Source organism: Pseudomonas sp. SWRI154 (genome assembly GCF_014268645.1).
Lineage (GTDB): Bacteria > Pseudomonadota > Gammaproteobacteria > Pseudomonadales > Pseudomonadaceae > Aquipseudomonas > Aquipseudomonas marvdashtae.
Map to the genome: position 1 here is coordinate 120,496 of NZ_JABWQW010000006.1, position 24,418 is coordinate 144,913.

General features: G+C 61.7%; 22 protein-coding genes. 8 read left to right on the forward strand and 14 right to left on the reverse strand.

Annotated features, from left to right (window positions below):
- The 4 genes from HU806_RS07665 (at nt 1) to HU806_RS07680 (ending at nt 4,232) form a co-directional block, all read left to right on the forward strand.
- Nucleotides 1–558, forward strand: a complete 558-nt coding sequence (locus HU806_RS07665; protein ID WP_186610815.1) for an NUDIX hydrolase — start codon at nt 1–3, stop codon at nt 556–558.
- A gap of 171 nt (nt 559–729) precedes the next feature.
- Nucleotides 730–1,101 carry a translation initiation factor Sui1 gene (locus HU806_RS07670; RefSeq protein WP_186610816.1) on the forward strand — a complete coding sequence of 124 codons (372 nt, stop codon included), beginning with the start codon at nt 730–732 and terminating at the stop codon, nt 1,099–1,101.
- 209 nt (nt 1,102–1,310) lie between these two features.
- Nucleotides 1,311–3,224, forward strand: a complete 1,914-nt coding sequence (gene speA / locus HU806_RS07675; protein ID WP_186610817.1) for an arginine decarboxylase — start codon at nt 1,311–1,313, stop codon at nt 3,222–3,224.
- Between the two features lie 57 nt (nt 3,225–3,281).
- Entirely contained in the window at nt 3,282–4,232 is a 951-nt protein-coding gene (locus tag HU806_RS07680; protein WP_186610818.1) for a S66 peptidase family protein, read from the forward strand.
- A gap of 91 nt (nt 4,233–4,323) precedes the next feature.
- Here HU806_RS07680 and HU806_RS07685 read toward each other — a convergent pair whose 3' ends face one another.
- The 5 genes from HU806_RS07685 to leuS all read right to left on the reverse strand — a co-directional run bounded on the left by HU806_RS07685 (nt 4,324) and on the right by leuS (nt 10,542).
- On the reverse strand, nt 4,324–5,646 hold the full coding sequence (locus tag HU806_RS07685; RefSeq protein WP_186610819.1) for a lytic murein transglycosylase: 1,323 nt from the start codon (nt 5,644–5,646) through the stop codon (nt 4,324–4,326).
- Nucleotides 5,647–5,718: 72 nt separating this feature from the next.
- Complete coding sequence (gene arfA / locus HU806_RS07690; protein ID WP_047702691.1) at nt 5,719–5,883, reverse strand: alternative ribosome rescue factor ArfA; 165 nt, start codon at nt 5,881–5,883, stop codon at nt 5,719–5,721.
- A gap of 266 nt (nt 5,884–6,149) precedes the next feature.
- Entirely contained in the window at nt 6,150–7,187 is a 1,038-nt protein-coding gene (holA, locus tag HU806_RS07695) for a DNA polymerase III subunit delta (protein ID WP_186610820.1), read from the reverse strand.
- Nucleotides 7,188–7,240: 53 nt separating this feature from the next.
- On the reverse strand, nt 7,241–7,846 hold the full coding sequence (locus HU806_RS07700; RefSeq protein WP_186610821.1) for an LPS-assembly lipoprotein LptE: 606 nt from the start codon (nt 7,844–7,846) through the stop codon (nt 7,241–7,243).
- Nucleotides 7,847–7,935: 89 nt separating this feature from the next.
- A complete protein-coding gene (gene leuS / locus HU806_RS07705; RefSeq protein ID WP_186610822.1) occupies nt 7,936–10,542 on the reverse strand; it encodes a leucine--tRNA ligase in 2,607 nt (868 codons plus the stop codon).
- Between the two features lie 292 nt (nt 10,543–10,834).
- On the opposite strand from leuS, the gene HU806_RS07710 reads away from it, so the two are divergent.
- Both HU806_RS07710 and HU806_RS07715 read left to right on the forward strand, forming a co-directional pair.
- A complete protein-coding gene (locus HU806_RS07710) occupies nt 10,835–11,155 on the forward strand; it encodes a hypothetical protein (protein WP_186610823.1) in 321 nt (106 codons plus the stop codon).
- 102 nt (nt 11,156–11,257) lie between these two features.
- Entirely contained in the window at nt 11,258–12,019 is a 762-nt protein-coding gene (locus HU806_RS07715) for a YdcF family protein (RefSeq protein WP_186610824.1), read from the forward strand.
- Between the two features lie 165 nt (nt 12,020–12,184).
- Here the strand turns inward: HU806_RS07715 and lnt are convergent, their stop codons facing one another.
- From lnt to miaB, 5 genes are all read right to left on the reverse strand, one after another.
- On the reverse strand, nt 12,185–13,708 hold the full coding sequence (gene lnt / locus HU806_RS07720) for an apolipoprotein N-acyltransferase (protein ID WP_186610825.1): 1,524 nt from the start codon (nt 13,706–13,708) through the stop codon (nt 12,185–12,187).
- Between the two features lie 27 nt (nt 13,709–13,735).
- A complete protein-coding gene (locus tag HU806_RS07725) occupies nt 13,736–14,575 on the reverse strand; it encodes a CorC family transporter (RefSeq protein WP_186610826.1) in 840 nt (279 codons plus the stop codon).
- Nucleotides 14,576–14,615: 40 nt separating this feature from the next.
- Nucleotides 14,616–15,074: an rRNA maturation RNase YbeY gene (ybeY, locus tag HU806_RS07730; protein ID WP_186610827.1), complete on the reverse strand. Its 459-nt coding sequence runs from the start codon at nt 15,072–15,074 to the stop codon at nt 14,616–14,618.
- A complete protein-coding gene (locus HU806_RS07735; protein WP_186610828.1) occupies nt 15,067–16,077 on the reverse strand; it encodes a PhoH family protein in 1,011 nt (336 codons plus the stop codon). The genes ybeY and HU806_RS07735 overlap by 8 nt, the downstream gene beginning before the upstream one ends.
- A gap of 124 nt (nt 16,078–16,201) precedes the next feature.
- Nucleotides 16,202–17,530, reverse strand: coding sequence for a tRNA (N6-isopentenyl adenosine(37)-C2)-methylthiotransferase MiaB (gene miaB / locus HU806_RS07740; RefSeq protein WP_186610829.1), 1,329 nt, complete (start codon nt 17,528–17,530; stop codon nt 16,202–16,204).
- 133 nt (nt 17,531–17,663) lie between these two features.
- Here miaB and HU806_RS07745 point away from each other — a divergent pair, with 133 nt between their 5' ends.
- Nucleotides 17,664–17,993: a DUF1820 family protein gene (locus HU806_RS07745; RefSeq protein WP_003185742.1), complete on the forward strand. Its 330-nt coding sequence runs from the start codon at nt 17,664–17,666 to the stop codon at nt 17,991–17,993.
- A gap of 202 nt (nt 17,994–18,195) precedes the next feature.
- Here the strand turns inward: HU806_RS07745 and HU806_RS07750 are convergent, their stop codons facing one another.
- The 4 genes from HU806_RS07750 to thiD form a co-directional block, all read right to left on the reverse strand.
- Nucleotides 18,196–18,750 (reverse strand): tetratricopeptide repeat protein, encoded by a 555-nt coding sequence (locus HU806_RS07750; RefSeq protein WP_186610830.1) that lies wholly within the window; start codon nt 18,748–18,750, stop codon nt 18,196–18,198.
- Between the two features lie 217 nt (nt 18,751–18,967).
- Nucleotides 18,968–20,251 carry a glutamate-1-semialdehyde 2,1-aminomutase gene (gene hemL / locus HU806_RS07755; protein ID WP_186610831.1) on the reverse strand — a complete coding sequence of 428 codons (1,284 nt, stop codon included), beginning with the start codon at nt 20,249–20,251 and terminating at the stop codon, nt 18,968–18,970.
- Nucleotides 20,252–20,277: 26 nt separating this feature from the next.
- On the reverse strand, nt 20,278–20,904 hold the full coding sequence (gene thiE / locus HU806_RS07760) for a thiamine phosphate synthase (RefSeq protein ID WP_186610832.1): 627 nt from the start codon (nt 20,902–20,904) through the stop codon (nt 20,278–20,280).
- Nucleotides 20,905–20,919: 15 nt separating this feature from the next.
- A complete protein-coding gene (gene thiD / locus HU806_RS07765) occupies nt 20,920–21,717 on the reverse strand; it encodes a hydroxymethylpyrimidine/phosphomethylpyrimidine kinase (protein WP_186610833.1) in 798 nt (265 codons plus the stop codon).
- A gap of 303 nt (nt 21,718–22,020) precedes the next feature.
- Here thiD and HU806_RS07770 point away from each other — a divergent pair, with 303 nt between their 5' ends.
- A complete protein-coding gene (locus tag HU806_RS07770; RefSeq protein ID WP_186610834.1) occupies nt 22,021–24,405 on the forward strand; it encodes a hybrid sensor histidine kinase/response regulator in 2,385 nt (794 codons plus the stop codon).
- The last annotated feature ends 13 nt before the right edge of the window (nt 24,406–24,418 follow it).

Genomic DNA, 24,418 nt, shown 5'->3' on the forward strand with positions numbered 1-24,418 from the left:
ATGGACGAAAGCGCCCGTGAGGTTGCTCACCGAGTGGCCTCGGATGCCGAGCAGATCGCTTGGGTCGACGAACACGACAACCTGCTTGGCAGCCTGGTGCGCTCGCAGCTGCGCGAGCGCGGCCTGATCGGGCGCGGCACCTACATCATGCTGTTCAACTCGGCCGGCGAGTTGTGCGTCCACCGAAGAACCTTGAGCAAGGCGATCTACCCGGGTTTCTGGGACGTTGCGGCGGGGGGCATGGTGCAGGCGCACGAGACCTACGCCGAGTCGGCGGCCCGCGAGCTGGCCGAAGAATTGGGAGTAAGCGGCGTCGAGCTGATTGCCCATGACCATTTCTATTTCGAGGACGCCGGCAGTCGCCTGTGGTGTGCGGCATTCTCCGCGGTGTGGGACGGTCCGTTGATCCTGCAACCGGAGGAAGTGCTGGAAGCGCGTTTCCTGCCGGTCGAGCAGGTGCTCGATGAAATCCGCTACAAGCCTTATTGTCCGGACTCTCTGGCGGCGCTCGGGCGCTATTTGAAAGCCCGCGAACAGGGTGTCGCAAAGAAGCTGTAAATTGGCGCCGATTGGCCCTTAGCAAGTCGGCTTTTTGTCGTTACACTGCGCGACTTTTCAAGCTTGGCCGACATCGTTCGGTCCAGTTGCGCTGCCCCTGCCTGAGTGGGGCTTCGCGGTCGGGGCACTTTCGCTCCCCGACCAGTCATTGTCCTCCGAAGAGGATTGCCGGTGGCCAAAAAAGCCGCATCCTTCGCCGCCCTGGGTGGCCTGGTATTTTCTACCGACGCCGGTCGTCATTGTCCTGATTGCCGCCAGCCGGTGGATGCCTGCATCTGCAAACAGACCGCCATTCCCGCCGGGGACGGTATCGCTCGCGTGCGCCGCGAAAGTAAAGGCCGCGGTGGCAAGACGGTGACCACGATCACCGGCGTGCCGCTGGCCGAAGACGCGCTCAAGGAGCTGGCGACAACGTTGAAAAAACGCTGTGGCACCGGTGGCGCGTTGAAGGACGGCATCATCGAAATCCAGGGCGATCACGTCGAGCTGCTGCTGGCGGAACTCACCAAACACGGTTTCAAGGCAAAAAAATCCGGCGGCTAGCAGCTTCTGTCAAAGCCACCTCGGCTTGATCCGAACCCCGGGTTCCGGATCGTCCGCAGGGTTTTCACAGAACCTGTTCGGAACGGGTTTTAAACTCAGCGCTGCGGGCAGGGTCTACCTTGCTTACAGGCAAATCGTCATTTCCATTCTCTAGACTGCGCCAGCCTCCGACCGGATGGTGCATTTTGACTTCTTTATAGGGGACTTCGATGTCCGTACGACGCACACGCAAAGACGATGGCAGCCAATGGACAGTTGCGGACAGCCGCAGCGTTTACGGGATCCGCCATTGGGGGGCCGGGTATTTCGCGATCAATGACGCCGGTCGCGTCGAAGTCCGTCCGAACGGTCCCGACAGCTCGCCCATCGATTTGTACGAGCAAGTCGACCAGTTGCGCCAGAGTGGCCTTTCGTTGCCCCTGCTGGTGCGCTTCCCCGACATCCTGCAAGACCGTGTGCGCCAGCTCACCGGTGCGTTCGACAGCAACATCGCACGCCTGGAGTACCAGAGCCAATACACCGCGCTCTATCCGATCAAGGTCAACCAGCAGGAAGCGGTGATCGAAAACATCATCGCCACCCAGAACGTTTCCATCGGCCTGGAAGCCGGTTCCAAGCCTGAGCTGCTGGCGGTGCTGGCCCTGGCGCCAAAGGGCGGGACGATTGTCTGCAACGGCTACAAGGATCGCGAGTTCATTCGCCTGGCGCTGATGGGCCAGAAGCTCGGTCACAACGTCTTCATCGTGATCGAGAAAGAATCCGAAGTCGGCCTGGTGATCGAAGAAGCCGCGTCGCTCAAGGTCAAGCCTCAGGTAGGCTTGCGGGTGCGCCTGTCGTCCCTGGCGTCGAGCAAGTGGGCCGACACCGGTGGCGAGAAATCCAAGTTCGGTCTGTCGGCCGCGCAGCTGTTGTCCGTGGTCGAGCGCTTCCGCGGCGCCGGCCTGGATCAGGGCATCCGTCTGTTGCACTTCCACATGGGTTCGCAAATCGCCAACCTGGCGGACTACCAGCATGGTTTCAAGGAAGCGATCCGTTACTACGGCGAGCTGCGCAATCTCGGCCTGCCGGTGGATCACATCGACGTCGGCGGTGGCCTGGGCGTGGACTACGACGGTACGCACTCGCGCAACGCCAGTTCGATCAACTACGACATGGACGATTACGCCGGTGTCGTGGTGGGCATGCTCAAGGAATTCTGCGACGCCCAAAGCCTGCCGCATCCGCACATCTTTTCCGAAAGCGGCCGCTCGCTGACAGCTCACCACGCGATGCTGGTGGTGCAGGTGACCGACGTCGAGAAACACCACGACGATGTGCCGGTGATCGAGAACAAGGAAAGCCTGCCGGAAACCGTGCAATGGCTGGTGGACCTGCTGGGCCCAACCGATATCGAGATGGTTACCGAGACTTACTGGCGCGCCACCCACTACATGAGCGACGTGGCCGCCCAATACGCCGACGGCAAGCTGACCCTGGCGGAAAAAGCCCTGGCCGAGCAATGCTACTTCGCCGTCTGCCGTCGCCTGCACAACTCGCTGAAGGCCCGCCAGCGCTCGCACCGCCAGGTGCTGGACGAACTCAACGACAAGTTGGCCGATAAGTACATCTGCAACTTCTCGGTGTTCCAGAGCCTGCCGGACACCTGGGCGATCGGCCAGGTGTTGCCAATCCTGCCGTTGCATCGCCTCGACGAAGAACCGCTGCGCCGCGCCGTGCTGCAAGACCTGACCTGCGACTCCGACGGCAAGATCAAGCAATACGTCGACGAGCAGAGCATCGAGACCAGCCTGCCGGTCCACTCGCTGAATCCAGGCGAAGACTACCTGCTGGGCATTTTCCTGGTGGGTGCCTATCAGGAAATTCTCGGCGACATGCATAACCTGTTCGGTGACACCGATTCGGTGAACATCTACCAGAACGCCGACGGCAGTGTGTACCACGCCGGCATCGAGACCCATGACACCATCGAAGACATGCTGCGCTACGTGCACCTGTCGCCGGAGGAATTGATGACGCATTACCGTGACAAGTGCGCCAGCGCTCGCATCACCGCAGCCGAGCGCACCCAGTTCCTGGATGCGCTGCGCCTTGGGTTGACGCGCTCTTCCTACCTGTCCTCCTGATCGGCCAGGCCTTTCACGGCGGGGTGTATGCACGACTTTATGCAGGGAGATTCATGGATGACCGTTCGACCCAAGCACACCCTGTATCCGCATCAGCCGGTACCGGCGCTCCCGGCCGGAGGGCTGATCGGAGTGATCGCGCCTGCCGGTCCGGCGCCGCTGGACACCGACAAAGCCGTGCAATGGATGCGCGCCCACGGTCATGAGCTGCGGATATTTGCGGGTGTCCATGAAAAGGACGGATACCTGGCCGGCAGTGACGAGGTGCGGCTCAACGATCTACACGCAGCTTTCGCCGACCCGCAGGTGAAGGCCATTATTTGTCTGCGCGGGGGCTACGGCACGCCGCGACTATTGGATCGCATCGATTTCGAGCTGTTGCGGCGTAACGCCAAGCCCTTTGTCGGCTACAGCGACATCACCGCGCTGCACCTGGCGATCAGCCGCCATGCTGGGTTCGTGACCTTCCATGGGCCATTGCTCAATGCCGACCTGCTGGGCGGCAAGGCACCGCCGACTGTCACTTCGTTCTTCAGCCTGCTGCGTGGGCAATTGAGGGCAGGCGACGTACTGAGCCATCCGGCGGCTTATCCATTGACGATTGTCGAGCCAGGCGTCGCTCACGGGCGGCTGCTCGGAGGCAATCTGTCGATGATAGCCGCGACCATGGCTACGCCTTACGAAATCGATGCGCAAGGCGTGATCCTGCTGGTGGAAGACGTCAATGAACCGCTCTATCGCATCGACCGCTTGCTGACCCAGCTGCGGCTGGCGGGCACCCTGGCGAAGTTGCGGGGCGTGCTGCTGGGAGATGTCGCGGGTGTGGACGTCGAGGATTTGAACCGCTTGTTCAAGCAGACCTTCGCGCCATTGCGCATTCCGGTGTTGTCCGGTTGGCGCAGCGGGCATTGTGATCCGAACCTGACGTTGCCCATGGGCGCGCTGGTGGAATTGGATGCGGGGGAGAAGAGGCTGACGTTGGAGCAGGATGTGGTGCTCGGCGGCTAGGCCCCCGTTACCTGTTCATCAAACATCGAGAACTGCTCGCCAACCCCGGGGGTGTAGCGAGCAGTTTAGCGGTAGGACGCATCAGGCCAATTCAGCGGTTACGTAGCGCGTCCAGCAGCTTATGCGTCGGATATCCATCCGCCGGCCAGCCAAGCGACTGTTGGGCGCTGCGGATGGCCTTGCGGGTGTTGGCGCCAATGATGCCGTCGGGATTGCCCGCGTCGTAGTTGTGCTTGCCGAGTAGGGTCTGCAGCTCGATGCGTTCGCTGCGGCTCAGGGGCAGATCCTCTTTTGGCCATTGTCCATAGACTAACCCCGCACCGGTGAAGCGTTGTGACAACAGTCCTACCGCCAGGGCATAGGACGATGAGTTGTTGTATTTGAGGATGGCGCGGAAGTTATCGAAGATCAGGAACGCCGGGCCGCGATGGCCGGCGGGCAGGAGCAGGGACGCCGACAGTTGTTTATCCTCTGGGGCTATCGGTAGGCCGCCGTATTCCGAGACGCCCAGCCGTATCCATTCGGAAACAGGCTTGCGGATCGTGCCATCGGCCAGGGTGTAGTCGAAGCCCTCCGCGAGATCGACCTCGAACCCCCATGGCTGGCCGCGCTGCCAACCGGAGCTCTGCAGATAATGTGCGGTCGAGGCCAGGGCATCGGTGGCGCTGCCCCAGATGTCACGGCGGCCGTCGCCGTCAAAATCAACCGCATGGGTATTGTAGGTGGTGGGAATGAACTGGGTCTGGCCCATGGCGCCGGCCCAGGAACCGAGCATTTTTTCCGGCGAGATATCGCCCTGTTGCAGGATCTGCAGCGCGGCGATCAGTTGCGCATGGGCAAAGCCGGGACGCCGTCCTTCGTAGGCCAGGGTCGCCAGGGAGTTGATCACCGATTTGTTGCCCTGGAACTGGCCGAAGTTGCTTTCCATGCCCCACACCGCAACCAGCGCCTCGCGATCGACACCATAGCGTTGCTCGATGCTTTGCAGGATCTGCGCCTGCTGCTGGATCAGGGCCTGGCCTTTGCGTATGCGCAAGGGCGACAGTGCGCCGTCGAGATATTCCCACACCGGTCGGGTGAATTCAGGTTGGCTGCGATCAGCCTTGATCACGCTCATGTCCGGACTGACGCCGATGAATGCACGGTCGAACAAATCGGCACGGATCCCGGCGGCCAGGGCCTCCTTGCGAAACCCGGCCTGCCATTCGGCAAAGGTCTGGGTGGGCGCTATGGCCAGGTTTTCTCCGGAGGGCACGACAGGCGGCACGATCGCCGGCGCGGTCATGGCAGGAGCGGTCTGGAGCGGTTGGGCATCGGCGGCGGTGGGTTTCTCTGCGCAGGCAACAAGCAGGACGACGCTTGTGACGGCGATCAGTTGGCGCAACGGCCAACGACGGGGAAGACAAAAGGGCATGCACGGGTCCAGAAATTCAGATCAGGTGCTGACCTTAACATGCGAAAGGGGCGTAGGGCTTGTCCTGGTGTTTCAAGCTGCCAGAAAGCAAGAAGCCTCCCAGTTGTCAGACTGGAAGGCTTCGCGGCGGTAGCTGCCTTTGCCCTTGGCGGGTCGTTCCTGGCGGCTGCGGAACAGCGGCTGGGCGATGATGGATTTGGCCTTGTTGGGGCCATGCTTGGATGGCTTTTTGCTCATGAGGGGATCTCTCGTGGGGTGGTTTTGCGGGGCAAATCATGGGACAGGGCTGGCGCTTTGTCCAGTCCCTGCATTGCGTAGGAAATTTCAAGGATGGCCGACGGCGTTGTGGCTGGAGAGTTGTTGTGGCGAGGGAGCTTGCTCCCGCTGGGCTGCGCAGCAGCCCCAAGAGAGCTGAATGCATTTTGTCTGACACACCAAGTCAAATGATTTTAGGACTGCTGCGCAGTCCAGCGGGAGCAAGCTCCCTCGCCACAGGTACTGTGTTATTCAGCGGGTAAAGGGAGTCGCTGGCCCGCCATCAACAACGACAACCGACTCAGGCTCATCCATGGCGACCCGGCGGCCTGGCCCTTGATCTGCGCATCGATGCGCTGGGCCTCAAGCAGCAATTGCGCCCAGCGCGGCGCCGAATAACGTTGCAGGGCCTTGCTCATCAGGGGCTTGCGCTTGTCCCAGACGGGCGGGCGGGCCTGGCTGAAGGCTTTGTCCAGCGGCACGCCCTGGCTGTATTGCAGCGACAGGTTGGCCAGCAGCCGCAGTTCCCGAGCCAGGGCCCAGAGGATCACGGGAGGCTCGACGCCTTCGCCTCGCAGGCCTTCAAGCATGCGCAGGGCATGGGCTGCTTCGCCGTTGAGGATCGCATCGGTCAGCCCGAAGACATCGAAGCGGGCGCTGTCGGCCACGGCGGCCTGGACCGTTTCCACGGTGATCTGCCCACCTTCGGCCATCAGCTTGAGCTTTTCGATTTCCTGGGCGGCGGCCAGCAGGTTGCCTTCGACCCGGGCGGCTATCAGCTCCACCGCGTCCTGGCTGGCCGACAGGCCGGCCTGGGAGAGGCGCTGGCGGATCCAGCTCGGCAACTGGCTGGCATCCACTGGCCAGATCTGCACGAACTGGGTCTGCTGGCCTTCGACCAGGGCCTTGCCCCATTTGGTTTTCTGCGCGCTGCCATCGAGTTTCGGCAGGCTGATGAGCAGCACCGTGTCTTCGGCCGGTCGCGAGCAGTATTCGATCAGCGCAGCGGCGCCCTTGTCACCAGGCTTGCCGGAGGGCAAGCGCAGTTCCAACAGACGTTTCTCGGCGAACAACGACATGCTCGCCCCAGCCTGCAGCAGCGTACCCCAGTCGAAACTGGCGTCGGCGGCGAACACCTGGCGTTCGTCGAAACCTTGCTGGCGGGCGGCGGAGCGGATGGCGTCGGCGGCTTCCTGGCACAACAGCGGGTCATCGCCGCTGATGATGTAGACGGGCGCCAGGGCACCTTGCAGGTGTTTACCGAGTTGGGCGGGAGCCAGTTTCATAAAGGACAGTTCATAGGCGCATGCAAGCGGGGCGCCGAAGCGCCCCGCAAGGCTTATTCAGCCGGGATTTGCATCGGCGACTGCTGCGGGGTTTCCGCTTCAGCCTTGCGTGCCGCTTCGAGTGCTTCGGCTTCGGCCTTGGCCTTGGCATTGGCGGTCTGTTGCAGTTGGTCCAACTGGCCCGGGTTCAGCTGTTGCAGGCGCAGCATCATGCGCTGTACCAGGTCACGGCGCATTTCCTCGCGCACTTCACTGGACTCCTGGTCGGAACCGGTGATGTTGTTACCGTCATGCAGGTAGACCTTCTGCACTTGCAGCTTGTCGTCCAGCAACACCAGGTTGTTTTGGCCACGGATTTCGTAGCTCAGCACATTGTTCAGTTCATATTCGGCGGAACGACCGGCACCGGCATAGCTCAGGCTACGCTGGCTTTGCTGTTCACGGGTCAATACCAGTTTGTATGGTGCACCGCTGTAGACCTTCACACCGCTGTCTTCGAGCGTATCGCGCAGCGCTTTCACGGTTTCGCCATAGGCGTCACGCGCGCTCAGGTCCAGCTCGGTGATTGCCAGTTCGGTGGTGCCGGTGCCACGCAGCTGGAAGCCGCAGGCGCTCAACAGGACCGCCAGGCCCATAACCAGCAAATTACGTTTGATCATCTTGTTGCTCCCCTTGAAACCCATGGGCCGAGCGTGCGGCCCTGCAGGTCATATTCGGCGTCCGGCCTGTGGCCGGACGCCCGATCCAATTAGCTTGCGACGATATTGACCAGTTTGCCGGGCACCACGATCACCTTGCGGATCGTCAGGCCATCGACAAAGCGCAGCACGTTCTCGTTGGCCCGCGCGGCGGCTTCGACTTCTTCGCGAGTGGCGGCGGCCGGCATTTCAATCTGGCCGCGCAGTTTGCCATTGACCTGGATGACCAGTGTCAGGCTGTCCTGCACCAACGCGGTTTCGTCCACCACCGGCCAGCGGGCGTCAATCACCGGGTCGGCGTGACCCAGTTGACTCCACAGCTCGTGGCTGATGTGCGGTGTGATCGGCGCCAGCAGCAGCGTCACGGCTTCCAGGCCTTCGTGAACCAGCGCGCGATCCTGTTCGGTGCCCTGCGCAGCTTTTTCCAACACATTCATCAGCGTCATCACCTGGGCGATGGCGGTGTTGAACTTGTGGTTCTGGCCAACGTCGTGGCTCGCCTGCTTGATCGCCAGGTGAATCGAGCGACGAACGTTTTTTTGCTCGTCGTTCAGGTTGGCGACGACCAGTTTGCCCGGCAGGCCCTGGGTGACGTGGGCTTGCGCCAGGCGCCAGACGCGCTTGAGGAAGCGGTGCGAGCCCTCGACGCCCGAGTCGGACCATTCCGCGCTCATGTCGGGTGGCGAGGCGAACATCATGAACAGGCGGCAGGTGTCCGCGCCGAACTGGTCGATCATCGACTGTGGGTCGACGCCGTTGTTCTTCGACTTGGCCATTTTCTCGGTGCCGCCGATTTCCACCGGCAAGCCGTCGGCGATCAGCTTGGCGCTGATGACCTTGGCCTTGCTGTCGCGTTCGAGTTCGACATCGCTTGGGTTGTACCAGGTGTAGGCACCGTTGGCTTCGCGACGATAGTAAGTCTCGGCGATCACCATGCCTTGGGTCAGCAGGTTCTTGAACGGCTCGTTGGAGCTCACCAGGCCTTCGTCACGCATCAGCTTGTGGAAGAAGCGCGCATAGAGCAGGTGGAGAATGGCGTGTTCGATGCCGCCAATGTACTGGTCCACTGGCAACCAGTGGTCAGCCGCGGATTTTTCCACCAGGCCACCCTCATAGTGCGGCGAGGCGTAGCGGGCGTAGTACCAGGAGGACTCGACGAAGGTGTCCATGGTGTCGGTTTCACGCTTGGCCGGTGCACCGCATTTCGGGCAACTGCATTCGTAGAATTCAGGCATGCGCGCCAGGGGCGAACCGGCGCCGTCGGGTACGACGTCTTCCGGCAGGACCACGGGCAGTTGGTCTTCTGGCACCGGTACGTCGCCGCAGGTGTCGCAATGCACGATCGGAATCGGACAGCCCCAGTAGCGCTGGCGGCTGATGCCCCAGTCGCGAAGGCGGAACTGGGTACGCGAGGCGCCGAGGTTCCTCTTGATCAGGGCGACTTCGATGGCGTCGAACGCGCCGGCGAAATCCAGGCCGTCGAACTCGCCGGAGTTGATCAGCTCGCCGTGTTCGCCATAGGCGTCTTGCCAAGGTGCCGGGGTCTGGTCGCCGACGCTGGTGCGCACGACCGGTTTGACCGGCAGGTTGTACTTGTGGGCGAATTCGAAATCGCGCTCGTCGTGAGCCGGCACGGCCATCACGGCGCCGTCGCCGTAGTGCATCAGTACGTAGTTGGCGACCCATACCGGCAGTTTTTCGCCAGTGAGCGGGTGTTCGACGAACAGCGAAGTCGGCAGGCCTTTCTTTTCCTGCGTGGCAACGTCGGCTTCGGCAACGCTGCCGCCCTTGCACTCGGCGATGAATGCCTGCAGCTCGGGGTTGTTCCGGGCCGCCAGGGTCGCCAGCGGATGCTCTGCGGCCACGGCCACATAAGTGGCGCCCATCAGGGTGTCGGGGCGGGTGGTGAAGACTTTCAGGGTGCCGGCTTCGCCAATGGACGCGACGTCGTACGGGAACTGCACTTCCATGCCCCGGGACTTGCCGATCCAGTTGCGTTGCATGGTCTTGACCTGCTCGGGCCAGCCGGTCAGTTCGTCGAGACTCTCCAGGAGTTCATCCGCGTAGGCGGTGATCTTGAAGTAGTACATCGGGATCTCGCGCTTTTCGATCAGCGCGCCGGATCGCCAGCCGCGACCGTCGATCACTTGCTCGTTGGCCAGTACGGTCTGGTCCACCGGGTCCCAGTTCACGGTACCGTTCTTGCGGTAGATCACGCCTTTTTCGAACAGGCGGGTGAACAGCCATTGTTCCCAGCGGTAGTAGTCCGGCTTGCAGGTGGTCACTTCGCGGGACCAATCCACCGCCAGGCCCAGGCTGCGCAGCTGGGTCTTCATGTAGGCGATGTTTTCGTAGGTCCACTTGGCGGGGGCCACGTTGTTCTTCATTGCGGCGTTTTCCGCCGGCATGCCGAAGGCGTCCCAACCCATGGGTTGCAGGACGTTCTTGCCTTGCATGCGCTGATAGCGGGAGATCACGTCGCCGATGGTGTAGTTGCGCACATGCCCCATGTGTAGCTTGCCGCTGGGGTAAGGGAACATCGACAGGCAGTAGTAAGTCTCCTTGCCTGGCTGTTCACTGACTTCAAAGGACTTTTGCTCGTCCCAGAACGACTGGGCGGCGGCTTCGATTTCACGGGGCTGGTAGTGTTCGTGCATGGCTACTTTTGTACTGAATGGGGTGGCCCAATCCTCTTCGTTGCCATGCTGGACGCAGACGACGCCGAATGCGGCGTTTTCGATGCCCAGCCAAGCTGGAAGTGGAGTTACAGGAAGCGCCGTAGCATACATGACCGCGCTCTACCGAGGGAAACCCTGATTGCGTGTCAGCCATTGACGGCCACGGCCAATCGCCCGCGTACAGGGCCGTTGGTCGCGGTGTCCTGCCGGTTTGCCCAGCGAAGCTAAGCTTCTCAATGGGGAGTGAGTCTTATCTTCAATGAGGTGAGGGATGGTTGAATCACAACGAAAAGTCGCTACACCTGAGTTGTATGGAAAACTGATCGATCGTCTCGGGGTGGCCCTGGACGCTGCTAGAACCGCCGGTCGTTTGCGTGATGAGCGCCCGGCAGAGCTGGAACTGCGCGGCTTGAGCCCCGCAGAGTTCGAACTGGTCAAGGCGTACCTTGAGCAGGTCGGTCACCAGGCCTCCACCTGCGAGGCCCAGGCAAACAAGCGTCTTGATGCGCCCCGTTCGGCCAAGGTTGTCTGGCTCAAGGATCGGACGCCCGACAAGGGTGCTGTAAAGGTCCGGTCTCTGCAGTTCAAGTAGCGCCGGATTCACGCGTGTCGCTTTTTTTGATTCGAGATTTTTGGAATCTATTGTCGCTTTGCGACAACCCACCTAGGCTTCGGGCATCTATGGAGATGCCCGATGCCGTTTCGCTATTTCATCAAACAACTCTTGCTGCCGCCCGGCATTCTTTTGCTGCTGCTGGCGCTCGCCTGGTGGTGGCGCGACTCCCGGCCGCGCCTGGCCCGTGTGTGTTTCGCCGTGGGCCTGGGTGGTTTCTGGCTGATGAGCCTGCCAGTTGCGGTGCAATGGAGCGCCAAGGCCTTGGAGCGTGAACCGCCGTTAATACGTAGCGAATGGGCGACCTTGGCCCAGCGCGCCGACGCCATTGTGGTGCTGGGCTCGGGCCGCGAGCGCGGCGATCTGGCCTGGGGCGCCGACCAGCCCACCGGCATAGGGCTGGAGCGCCAGCGTTATGCGGCACGGTTGGCCAAGGCTTCAGGCTTGCCGGTGCTGACAACCGGCGGCCTGCATTACGGCACCCCGCCCAGCGAGGCCAGGCTGATGGCCGACTCGATGCGCGAGGATTTTGGCGTGACCGTGCGCTGGCAGGAGGAGCGCAGCCGCACGACCTGGGAAAACGCCCAAATGAGCGCCGAAATCCTGCTGCCCGCCGGCGTCAAGCGAGTCGTGGTGGTCACCCAGGCCTGGCACATGTCGCGGGCGGCCTGGAGTTTCGAACGCTCGGGATTTGAAGTGGTGCCGGCGCCTGTCGGGTTCCTGGGCCAGGACAACGCCCGGCCGCTGGGTGGCTGGATGCCGGAGTTCAAGGCGATCTGGCAGTCCGGGCAACTGATGAACGAGGCGGTGGGGCTGGTGGGGTATTGGTTGTTCTACCGATGAAACACCGCGTGGAGTGAGGTGATCGCTGTTGTGGCGAGGGAGCTTGCTCCCGCTGGGCCGGGCTGGCGCTCCAGCGCGAAGCGGCCCTAAAAAAGGGCCTGCTGCGCAGGCCAGCGGGAGCAAGCTCCCTCGCCACAGGGTTTTTCATTCACATGGGGGACCGAGTTAAACCGTCTTGGCCATCCGTCCCGCCATCAACGCCCAGCCCAGCAGCAACACGCACAAGACGATCAACGGCCACGAGCGCCATTGCAGATACGGCGTCAGGTCGTGCATAGGCACCACTTCGCCGTAGAGGATGCCGCGTTCGAATTGCGGGATGCTGACGGTAATCTGGCCGAAAGGGTCGATCAGGCCGGTCACGCCGTTGTTGGTGGCGCGGATCATCCAGCGGCCGGCTTCCAAGGCGCGCATCTGGGCCATTTGCAGGTGCTGCAACGGGCCGATCGAGGTGCCGAACCACGTGTCGTTGCTGATGGTCAGCAACAAGTCGCTGCGTGCGGAAAGGCTGGCGGCGAACTCTGGATAGACCACTTCATAGCAGATGAAGGGCGCGATCTGGTAACCCTTGGCTTGCAACAATGGCTGGTCGGCCGGCCCGCGAGCGAAATCCGACATGGGCAAATCAAAAAACGCGATGAGCCCCCGCAGCAGATCCTGCAACGGCACGTATTCGCCGAACGGTACGAGTTTTTGCTTGAGGTAGGTGCCGTCACCTTCGCCGGTCACGGTGATGCCGTTGAAGTAGCGCTTCTCATGGCGGACCAACTGGCGAATCGGCACGCCGGTGATCAGCGCCGAATTCCGCTCGGCGGCGAAGTTGCCCATCATGTCCAGGTAGCCCTGGGCGGAATCCTTGAGCACTGGCACCGCGGTTTCCGGCCAGATCAGCAGGTCGACGCGCTTGGAAGCAAAACTCATGTCGCGGTACAGCGCCAGTTGCGCGTTGAGCTGCTCGGGGTCCCACTTCATGCTCTGTTCGATGTTGCCCTGGATCGCCGCGACGCTCAGCGGGTCGCCCGATGGGCTGGTCCAGGCGTGGCCCTTGAGTGCCATGCCGACAATCCAAGGGCCGATCAGCAGTGCGACGCCTGCCGCAATAAAGCCTTTGCGGCCGCTACGAACCAAGCCGGGCGCGTTGTACAGCAGCGCGGCGGTCAAGGCCAGGGTGAAGGAAATCAGCCACATCCCGCCCAGCGGCGCGAGGCCGGCCAGGGGGCCGTCGAGTTGGCTGTAGCCGGAGTAGAGCCAGGGGAAACCGGTCAAAAACCAGCCACGAAACGCTTCCTGGCCCAGCCACAGCGCGGCGAAGGCCAGGGCGTCGGCCAGCGGCGCCTCGTTGCGCCGCAACCACCGCGCCCAAAGCCAGGCCGGTAGCGCGAAGAACCAGGCGATCGCGGCGATGAACAGCAGCATCAACAGCCCGGCAAGCAGCACCGAGGCACCACCGAAGTTATGGATGCTGACGTAGATCCAGCTGGTGCCGGCGCCAAACAAGCCAAATCCGAAGCACCAGCCACGGCCCAGGGCCTGGCGCGGCGAGAGTTCCTTCAAGCCGGCATAGAACAACCCGACCGCCAGCAACGCCAGCGGCCAGATGTCGAAGGGCGCCAAAGCCAGGGTGGTGATCGCGCCGGCCGCCACGGCCAGCAGGTTACCGGGCCAGCCGGGGCGGGTTATCCAACGCATGTGTGTCCTTAGCGGGGCTCGCGGGGTTTAACGGGCAATGGGCGACAGGCGCAGCAGATGAATCCGACGACTGTCGGCATTCAGGATGCGAAAGCGCCAAGAGCCGATCTCGGTGGTTTCGTTGCGCTTGGGCAGGTGTCCGAAAGCACTCATCACCAGGCCGCCGACGGTATCGAACTCATCGTCGGAAAACTCGCTGTCGAAGAACTCGTTGAAGTTCTCGATGGGCGTCAGGGCCTTGATCAGGAAATCACCGCTGGGCAGCGGCTTGATGTAGCTGTCTTCCTCGACATCGTGTTCGTCCTCGATGTCGCCGACGATCTGCTCGAGTACGTCTTCGATGGTGACCAGGCCGGCCACGCCGCCGTATTCGTCGATGACGATGGCCATGTGGTTGTGATTGGCGCGAAATTCACGCAGCAAAACGTTCAGGCGCTTGGACTCGGGCACGAAGGTGGCCGGGCGCAGCAGGTCCTTGATGTTGAAGCTGTCGCCGTTCTCCTGGAGGATCAGCGGCAGCAGGTCCTTGGCCAGCAGCACGCCCATGACATCGTCATGGCTCTCGCCGACGACCGGGTAGCGCGAGTGAGCGGAGTCGACCACGGCGGGCAGGAATTCGCGGGGTGTCTGGGTCGCCTTGATGCTGACCATCTGCGAGCGGGGGACCATGATGTCCCGCACCTGCAGGTCAGCGACCTGGATAGCGCCTTCGACGATGGCCAGCGCTTCGCTGTCCAACAGTTTGTTCTGGTGTGCGTCGCGCAGCAGCTCCAGCAGCTCCTGGCGGTTTTTCGGCTCATGGGCAAAAGCCTGGGTGAGCTTGCCCAGCCATGACTTCTGCCCGTTGGTCGATCGATCTTCGCTCATAGCGATTACTCTGAATCCTTTGTCGTTACAGGTTGATGTATCAGTGTTCGTCGCCGGCATAAGGGTCGGGATGACCCAGCTCTGCAAGCAACGTCCGTTCCAGTGCTTCCATTTCCTCGGCTTCCTCATCTTCCATGTGGTCGTAACCGAGCAAATGCAAGCAGCCGTGTATCACCAGATGAGCCCAATGGGCTTCGCAAGTCTTGCCTTGTTCGGCCGCTTCGCGCTCCACCACCGGGACGCAGATCACCAGATCGCCCAGCAATGGGATATCGAGCAACTCGTCGGGCACGTCGGCGGGGAACGACAGCACGTTGGTGGCATAGTCTTTCTGCCGCCAGGTATGGTTCAGCTCGCGGCCTTCAGGTTCGTCCACCAAGCGGATCGTCAGTTCCGAATCGGCGCTGCGCTGGCGCAGGGCCAGTTCGCACCATTGGCGAAACTGGGCTTCGCTGGGAGAGGGTTGCTCGCTGGCCAGTTGCAAGTCGAGTTCAAGCATCGTGGCGCTTGCCCTTGTCGGCGGGCAGGGCCTCGTCCTCGCGGTTCTCGAAGCGCTCGTAGGCTTCGACGATGCGCTGCACCAGCGGATGACGCACGACATCCTTGGGCAGGAAATGCGTGAAGCTGATGCCCGGGACGTCCTTGAGCACCTGGATCACGTGGTTCAAGCCGGACTTGGTGCCGCGCGGCAGGTCGACCTGGGTGATGTCCCCGGTGATGACGGCGGTGGAGCCGAAGCCGATCCGGGTCAGGAACATTTTCATCTGTTCGACGGTGGTGTTCTGGCTTTCGTCGAGGATGATGAAGCTGTTGTTCAGCGTGCGACCGCGCATATAGGCCAGTGGCGCGACCTCGATGACCTGGCGTTCGATCAGCTTGGCGACGTATTCGAAACCGAGCATTTCGTACAGCGCGTCATAGAGAGGTCGCAGGTAAGGGTCGATTTTCTGGCTCAGGTCGCCAGGCAGGAAGCCAAGCTTTTCGCCCGCTTCGACCGCCGGACGCACCAGCAGGATGCGTCGCACCTGTTCACGCTCTAGCGCATCGACTGCGCAGGCCACGGCCAGGTAGGTCTTGCCGGTACCGGCCGGGCCGATGCCGAAGTTGATATCGTTGCCGAGGATTTCCTTCACGTAGCGCTGCTGATTCAAGCCGCGGGGGCGAATCATGCCTTTTTTCGTGCGCAGGGCCACCGCAGGTTCCGCGGGGGCGTGGTTGTCGAGTTCTTCGACAGCCGATTCCTGCAGGAACAGGTGGACCATGTCCGGCGACAGCTCGCTCCCCTTGGTTTCCCGGTAGAGACGGCGCAGGAGGTTTTCCGCGGAGGAGGTGTGCTTGGGTTCGCCGATCAGTTCGAACTGGTTTCCGCGGTTGCGGATCTCGATGGCCAGGCGCTGTTCGATCAAGCGCAGATGCTCGTCGAATTGCCCGCACAGATTGGCGAAGCGGCGAGCCTCAAAGGGCTCGAGAATAAAGCGATGTGGTTCGATGGGTGCGTTCAAGGTCGTTTTTAGCCGCCCAGGGGCAATTAAGGTGAAATCAAGGATAGCGCCAGTAGGCTGGGTACGAAAGCTCTTAAACGGCGCAATCCGATAACAGGGGCTGACAATTCATCGTGGACTCAAGCTATTGGACCAGCGAGCCGCGCAGGGAGTGCGGTTGTGCGGCGTCGATGTGCACGTCGGCGAACTGGCCTATCAGCGCCGGAGTATCGCAGCGGAAGTTGACGATCCGGTTGTTCTCGGTCCGGCCCTGCAATTCGCCCGGGTCTTTTTTCGAGTAGTCGGTGACCAGGATCCTCTGGATCGACCCGACCATTTGTCGGCTGATTTCGAAGCCCTGCTGATTCAATCGATGCTGCAAGGCGTTGAGCCGTTCTTTCTTGATCTCTTCCGGCGTCTCGTCCACCAGGTCAGCCGCCGGCGTGCCGGGGCGCTGGCTGTACACAAAGGAGTAGGAGAAGTCGAAGCCGACGTCTTCGATCAGCTTCATGGTCTGCTGGAAATCTTTCTCGGTTTCGCCCGGGAAGCCAACGATAAAGTCCGAACTGATGCAGATGCCCGGCACTGCCGCGCGTAACTTGCGCAGCTTGGATTTGTACTCCAGCGCCGTGTGGTTGCGCTTCATGGCCGCGAGGATCCGGTCGGAACCCGATTGCACCGGCAAGTGCAGGTGCTTGACCAGCTCGGGAACCTCGGCATGGGCCTGGATCAGGCTGTCGGAGAACTCCAGCGGATGCGACGTGGTGTAGCGGATGCGGTCAATACCATCCACGGCTGCCACGACTCGGATCAGTTCGGCGAGGTCCGCCAGGCGGCCATCGTGGGTCAGGCCGCGATAACCATTGACGTTCTGCCCCAGCAGCGTCACTTCGCGCACGCCGTTTTCGGCCAGGTGGATGATCTCGGCAATCACGTCGTCAAACGGCCGGCTGACCTCTTCGCCCCGCGTATAGGGCACGACGCAGAAAGTGCAATATTTACTGCAGCCTTCCATCACCGATACATAGGCACTCGGGCCGTCGATGCGCGGTTCGGGCAGGTGGTCGAATTTTTCGATTTCCGGAAACGAAACGTCCACCTGCGGCAATTTGGTTGCGCGCGCGGCGTCGATCATCTCCGGCAGGCGATGCAGGGTCTGCGGGCCGAAAACCACGTCTACATAGGGGGCGCGATCACGAATGGCTGCGCCTTCCTGGCTGGCCACGCAACCGCCCACGGCAATGACCATTTCCGGGTTGGCCAGTTTCAGTTCGCGCCAGCGGCCCAGTTGGGAATACACCCGGTCCTGGGCGCGTTCGCGGATCGAGCAGGTGTTGAGCAGGATCACGTCCGCGTCTTCGGCGCGTGCGGTGACTTCCAGGGCCTGGTGTTCACCCAGCAGATCGACCATGCGCGAGCTGTCGTACTCGTTCATCTGGCAACCGTGGGTTTCGATGTAAAGCTTCTTGGCCATGGAGGGGTTCATCACGTGATTCAAAGAACCGCGCATTATAGGCAACAAGTCCCCCGGTTCCTACCGTTGTGCGAGCAATGGCTATGCTATAGTTCGCGCCCTCATTTTTACCCGCCGATGTGTTTCGCCAGCCATGACCAAACGTGAAGCTCCAATCTACAAGGTGATTTTCCTCAACCAGGGCCAGGTGTTCGAAATGTACGCCAAGCAGATCTATCAAAGTGATCTGTGGGGCTTCCTGGAAGTCGAGGAATTCGTCTTTGGCGAGCGCACGCAAGTGGTCGTCGATCCGAGCGAAGAGAAGCTCAAGGCGCAGTTCGAAGGTGTGGTGCGCAGCTTCGTGCCGATGCATTCGATCGTGCGCATCGACGAAGTCGAGCGCCTGGGCACGCCGAAAATCAGCGAAGCCCGCGGCGCGGTCGGCAATGTGATGCCGTTTCCGATGCCGATGCCTGAGAAGTAGGAAATAGCCTGGTGGTTGAAGCCAGGTTTATTCAGAGATTTAAAGTCGAGCACAGCCCTTGTGGCGAGGGAGCTTGCTCCCGCTGGGCCGGTCCGACGCCTCGGGCGCAGCGGCCCTAATATCTTGCGGTCGCTGCGCAACCGAGCGGGAGCAAGCTCCCTCGCCACAATAAAGCTCCCAACCACAGGGGCCTGCGGTGGAATCAGGGCAGCGGTGAGAACGGCGTGCGTCCGTCGGCGTTTTGCAATTCCATCAGGTATTTGCGAAAGATCTGGCCCAGTACCTGGGTCGCCACCTCCAGCTCGTCACGGGGCATTTGCTCGGCAACTTCGTCGGCGGTGTCCAAGGCTTCTTCGGCGCCGTTGACCGCCGCCATCTTCAGGACGATGTAAGCTTGGACGTTGTTGGCCGGCACGCCTTCACCATGAAAGAACATGCCGCCGAGCTTGTATTGCGCCTGGGGATGGCCTTGCAGGGAGGCTTTTTCGAAATAGCTGAGGGCCAGCTTGAGGTCGCGCGGCGCGGCCTTGCCATCATAGTAGAACTCACCCAACTCGTATTGCGCTTGTGCATCACCGTCATCGGCCGCTTTTCGACAGGCGTCGAGTGCCGGTGCGAGATCTTGTGGCTGGGTGTTGAGCGTGCAACGGCCCATTGCCGGGATCAACAACGAGTTACCGCCTGCCTGTGAGTGAGCGAGCAGGGGCTGAAGGACCAACAGGCAGCCCAAGGCAAGGGTGCGGCCGGTGCGGTTCATGAGAATCGACTTACCTCTGAGGGGCGCGTGGACCCACCGGGGGATCCAATAAGCGCGCATTATGAAATAAGCAGGGCCATCCTTACAAAGTCTTTACTCGTTTTTCTGCTGCGGGGGAACGGCGGCGGCCACTTCTCGGATAAATACGTAGGAAAAAGCGCTAGAGCTATCGGCAATCACTGACGCTGGTGTCAGTCAGCGTCAGTTATCCACAGCTTTACTTCAGCACAGCAAAGGCCCGTTCGGCCGCATCAAGGGTGATCTTCAACTCCGCGTCACCATGGGCGATGGAGGTGAAGCCAGCTTCGAACGCGCTTGGCGCCAGATAGACGCCGCCTTCGAGCATCAAGTGGAAGAAGCGCTTGAACCGGTCGGCATCGCTGGCCATGACGTCTTCAAAGGTGACGATGTCATCGGCGCCGCTGAAATACAGGCCGAACATGCCGCCGGCCTGGGTGGTGACGAACGGAATCCCTGCCGCATCGGCGCGTACTTGCAAGCCATCGAGCAGGCGAGTGGTGAAGTCGGTCAGCTCGGCGTGGAAGCCCGGGCGGCTGATCAGGCGCAAGGTGGTCAGGCCGGCGGCCATAGCCAGCGGATTGCCCGACAGCGTGCCGGCCTGGTACACCGGCCCCAGCGGGGCGATGCATTCCATGATCGCGCGCTTGCCGCCGAAGCAGCCCACTGGCATGCCGCCGCCGATGATTTTGCCGAAGGTGCTCAAGTCCGGCGTGACGCCGTAATGGGCCTGGGCGCCGCCGAGGGCAACGCGGAAGCCGGTCATCACTTCGTCGAAAATCAACACCACGCCGTGCTGGTCGCACAGGCTGCGCAGGCCTTCGAGGAAACCTGGCGCCGGCGGTACGCAGTTCATGTTTCCGGCCACCGGTTCGACGATAATGCAAGCCACTTCCTGGCCGACTTCGCCAAGCATTTTCTCGACTTCTTCCAAGTCGTTGAATGGCAGCGTCAGCGTGTGCTTGGCGAACGCCGCCGGCACGCCCGCAGAGCTCGGCACGCCTTGGGTCAGCGCGCCGGAACCGGCCTTCACCAGCAAGCTGTCGGAATGGCCGTGGTAGCAGCCTTCGAATTTGATGATGCTGTCGCGGCCGGTATAGCCGCGCGCCAGGCGGATCGCACTCATGGTCGCCTCGGTGCCGGAGCTGACCATGCGCACCATTTCCATCGACGGCACGATAGAACAGACGAGGTCGGCCATCTCGGTTTCCATCGCGGTCGGGGCGCCGTAGGACAGGCCGTGTTGCAGCTGCTTGCGCACCGCGTCGAGCACATCCGGATGGCTGTGGCCCAGGATCATCGGCCCCCACGAACCCACGTAATCCACGTAGCGCTTGTCGTCTTCGTCGGTGACGTACGCGCCTTCGGCGTGCTTGAAGAACAGCGGGGTACCGCCGACGCTCTTGAATGCACGAACCGGGGAATTCACGCCGCCGGGGATGTGTTTTTGAGCATTGGCAAACAAGGTTTCGGAACGGGACATGGTAGGACTCTCGAAATCGGAAATGACTATTTGGTTTGCAGCAGGGCGTTGAAGGCGCGGGCGCGGCGTGTCACTTCAGCAGTGCTGTCGGCGCCGAACAGGCCATGGACCACCGCGAGCAGATCGACCCCGTGAGCCACCAGCGGGGCGGCATTTTCCAGGGTAATGCCGCCGATGGCGCACAGCGGTATATGCAATTTGATGCGGGCCTGTTCGAGCAGTTCAAGGTTTGCGGCAGGCGCCCCGGGCTTGGTGTTGGAGTTGAAGAAACGCCCGAACGCAACGTAGCTGGCGCCTTCGCGGACGGCCTGTTCAGCCAGCTCCAGGCTGGCGTGGCAGGTGGAGCCGACAATCGCCTTGTGCCCGAGCAACGCCCGCACCGGCGCCAATGGGCCATCGGTCTGGCCCAGGTGTACGCCGACGCCCAGGCGCGCGGCCAGTTCGGCGTCGTCGTTGATGATCAGCTGGGTCTTGTAGCGCTCGCACAAGTTGCGCAGCGCTTCGGCTTCGCGCAGACGCCGGGCTTCGTCGCTGCTTTTGTCGCGGTATTGCAGCAGCGTCACGCCACCTTCCAGCGCGGCTTCTACATAAGCGAGGAACCTGCCGGCCAGCAACTGGCTGTCGGTCACGGCATAAAGGCCACGTAGTTTCATTCCACAGCTCCTGTGCTACGAGCAGAAATCCAGCGGCAGGCGACGCGGAACGAACTGGCCTTTGCCCAGTTGTTCGGCATCGCGCAGGGTGCGCCAGGTGTAGTCCAGCGCGGTCTTTACCGCACTGGCAAGCTGTTCACCCTGAGCCAGCCGACCGGCCAGGGCGCTGGCGAGGGTGCAGCCGGAGCCGTGATAGCTGCCGGGTAAACGCTGGCAGGTAAACGTCTGGCGGTGCCCGTCGCGGCTGTACAGGCGATTATGGACTTCATGCTCGTCGCCGTGACCGCCAGTGATCAGCAGGTGCTTGACGAAGGGCAGCAGTTTTTCGGCGCACTCATCGGCGCTGCCTTCGGGCAGTTCGGCGAGGATGCGCGCTTCCGGCAGGTTGGGCGTGGCAATGATTGCCAAGGGCAGCAGGCGCTCGCGCATGGCGTAGCCGACTTCATCCTTGCCCAGCCGTCCGCCACCGCCCGCGCGCAGCACCGGGTCGCAGACCATCGGCAAATGCGGGTGTGCCTGGAGCAGCTCGACCACGGTGTCGACCATTTCCAGTGAGCCGAGCATCCCCAGCTTGACCGCCGCAACGGGTGAATCGTTGAGCACGGCATTGGCTTGCGCCAGCACCCACTCACGATCGAGCACGCGGAAATCGGTCACGTTGACGGTGTCTTGCACGGTCAATGCGGTAACGGCCGGGGCGGCATGGCATCCCTGGGCAAGCAGGGCTTCGATATCTGCCTGCAAGCCGGCGCCACCACTGGGGTCGTGGCCGGAGAGACAGAGGACAACGGGACGAGAGCTGTAGATATTCATGGTGCGCGAGCTTATCACCAAACCTCTCCGATCTGCGCCTACCTGTGATGATGAAGGCCTCGCCACAATTGAACTCGGCGCCTACGCAATTGCAACCTGACCAAAGCAACAGCTCTAACTCAATGGTTTGCTCTGGAACACCCGTTCTAGAGCCTCCTGTGGGATAAATTTCCGTGGTGCAAATTGGCCATCAACGGCTATGCTACAGATGGATCCAACCAATAACAGGTAATGCCGGTTTTACGTCTACTCAGGGAATGGGGGGCTTCCTGACTCAACCGGACAGGCCACGCTGGGGCTTAAATGCGCTATTTGCTGATGTTGCTGCTGTGCTTGCCCCCCTTGGCAAGTGCCCTCGAATTTGATGAATTTACCCAAAGCCTGCCTTTGGGCCACGCCCTGCAGGTGTTTGAAGACTCCAGCGGCACGGCCTCCGTCGAGGACGTCCTGGCCCAGGCTGCGGCGAGTCGTTTCAAATCCCATGACAAAGCCACGCTGAACGCAGGCTACTCACGGTCGGCGTTCTGGCTGAAAATCGACTTGCATTATCGCCCTGGCAACCCGGCTGCCCAGCGGACCTGGTTGCTGGAACTGGCATATCCGCCGCTGGATCACGTCGACCTGTACCTGCCCAATGACGCTGGAGCGTATCGCCTCGTGCGCCAGACAGGCGACGCGCTACCGTTCGCCAGTCGTGAGGTTCGCCAGAACAATTACTTGTTCAGCCTGGATTTTCAGCCTGATCAACGCCAGACCGTCTACCTGCGCCTGCAAAGCGAGGGTTCAATCCAGGCGCCGGTGACGCTGTGGTCGAGCACTGCTTATCTGGAACAGCAGCCGGTGCGCTTGTACGTGCTGGGGATCATTTATGGCGTGCTGCTGGGAATGCTGGTCTACAACCTGTTCATTTACCTGAGCGTGCGCGACACCAGCTACCTTTATTACATCTTCTACATCGCCTCGTTCGGCCTGTATCAGCTCTCGGTCAATGGCGCGGCGGTCGAATATTTCTGGCCGGACAACCCTTGGTGGACCAACGCCGCGACGCCGTTTTTCATCGGCTGCGCGGGCTTGTTTGGCAGCCAGTTCGCCCGCAGCTTCCTGCAAACCGCCGAACACAGCCGCTGGCTCGATCGCTTGTTGCTGGTGCTGATTGCCTATAGTGCCGTGGTGCTGGGCTTGTCGCTGATGACCAGCTATGCGCTGGCGCTGCGTTTGGCGACGGCATTGGCCCTGGTGTTCACCGTGGTGATTTTCGCCGCCGGGTTGTTCGCTTGGTGGCGAGGCCTGCGGGTGGCGCGTTATTTCATCATTGCCTGGTCGGCATTTCTGCTGGGCGGCGTCGTTAATACGCTGATGGTGCTGGGCTACCTGCCGAACATCTTCCTGACCATGTACGCCAGCCAGATCGGCTCGGCCATCGAAGTGGCGCTGTTGTCCCTGGCGCTGGCGGACCGTATCAACGCCATGCGCGAGCAACAGGCCCAGACGCTGTTTGACGCCGGGCAGAAGCTCGAAGTGCTCAACCAGCAATTGGCCCAGGGCAACAAACTCAAGGATGAATTCCTTGCCACCTTGACCCATGAGTTGCGCACGCCAATGAACGGCGTAATCGGCTCCCTGGAGTTAATGGAGACCGTCGAGATGGACGAGGAACTGACCCAGTATCAACAGACCGCCGCCGGTTCGGCGCGGGACATGATGCGCATGGTCAACGGCATCCTCACCCTCACCGAGTTGCAGGCCGGCAAGCTCAAGGTTTATCCGGCACCGTTCAGCCTGCGTGGGGTGATCGACGCCTTGCAGGTCCAGTTTGGCGCCAACGCAGCGGCCAAGGGCCTGGATTTCAGGGTGGACGTGAGCCCCGGCCTGGCGGATCGCCTCCTGGGGGACAGCGGCAAACTGGCCCAATGCCTGGAATGCCTGTTGGACAATGCCATCAAGTTCACCCGCGCAGGCGGCGTCGCGCTGCGAGTCACTGGCCGGCCGTCGGAGCTCGATCGGCTGGTGCTGTCTTTCGCCGTGATCGACACCGGCATCGGTTTTACCGACCTTGGCGAGGCAACCCTGTACCAGCGCTTCTTCCAGCTCGACGGCTCGATGACCCGCGAGTACGGCGGCCTCGGTGTGGGCCTGGCGATCTGTCGGCAATTGGTCGAGTTGCTCGGCGGACGTCTGGCCCATACCTCGGAACCGGGCCGCGGCAGTCGTTTCCAGCTGGACGTGGAATTCGACATGGCGCTGCCGGCGGCGGTCCCGACGCCTTTCTCGTTCAATGGGCGCCAGGATTCTCGCCGGCCTCAGGACTGCACGGTATTGCTGGCGGACGACAACAACATCGATCAGTTGGTCATGCGCGGCATGTTGCTCAAGCTGGGCTATCGGGTGCGCACGGCTGACAGCGGTCGCGCAGCCTTGGACCTGCTGCAGGGCGACAGCTTTGACGCGGTGCTCCTCGATTGCCAACGGTCACCGCTGGACGGCGTGTCGCTCTGCTGTCAAGTCCGTGCGCTGTCCGGTTGCGAGGACTTGCCCGTGCTGGTGGTCAGCCCGAATATTGATCAGGAGCGTTGCCCTTCGGGTGCCTTGATCGACTACTTGAGCAAACCGGTAAAATTCGAGGTCCTGCAGGCCATCTTGCAACGGCGGGTACTTTGTCCGAGGCAGGGCGAAAGCGCCGATATTTAGGCGGATATGCCAC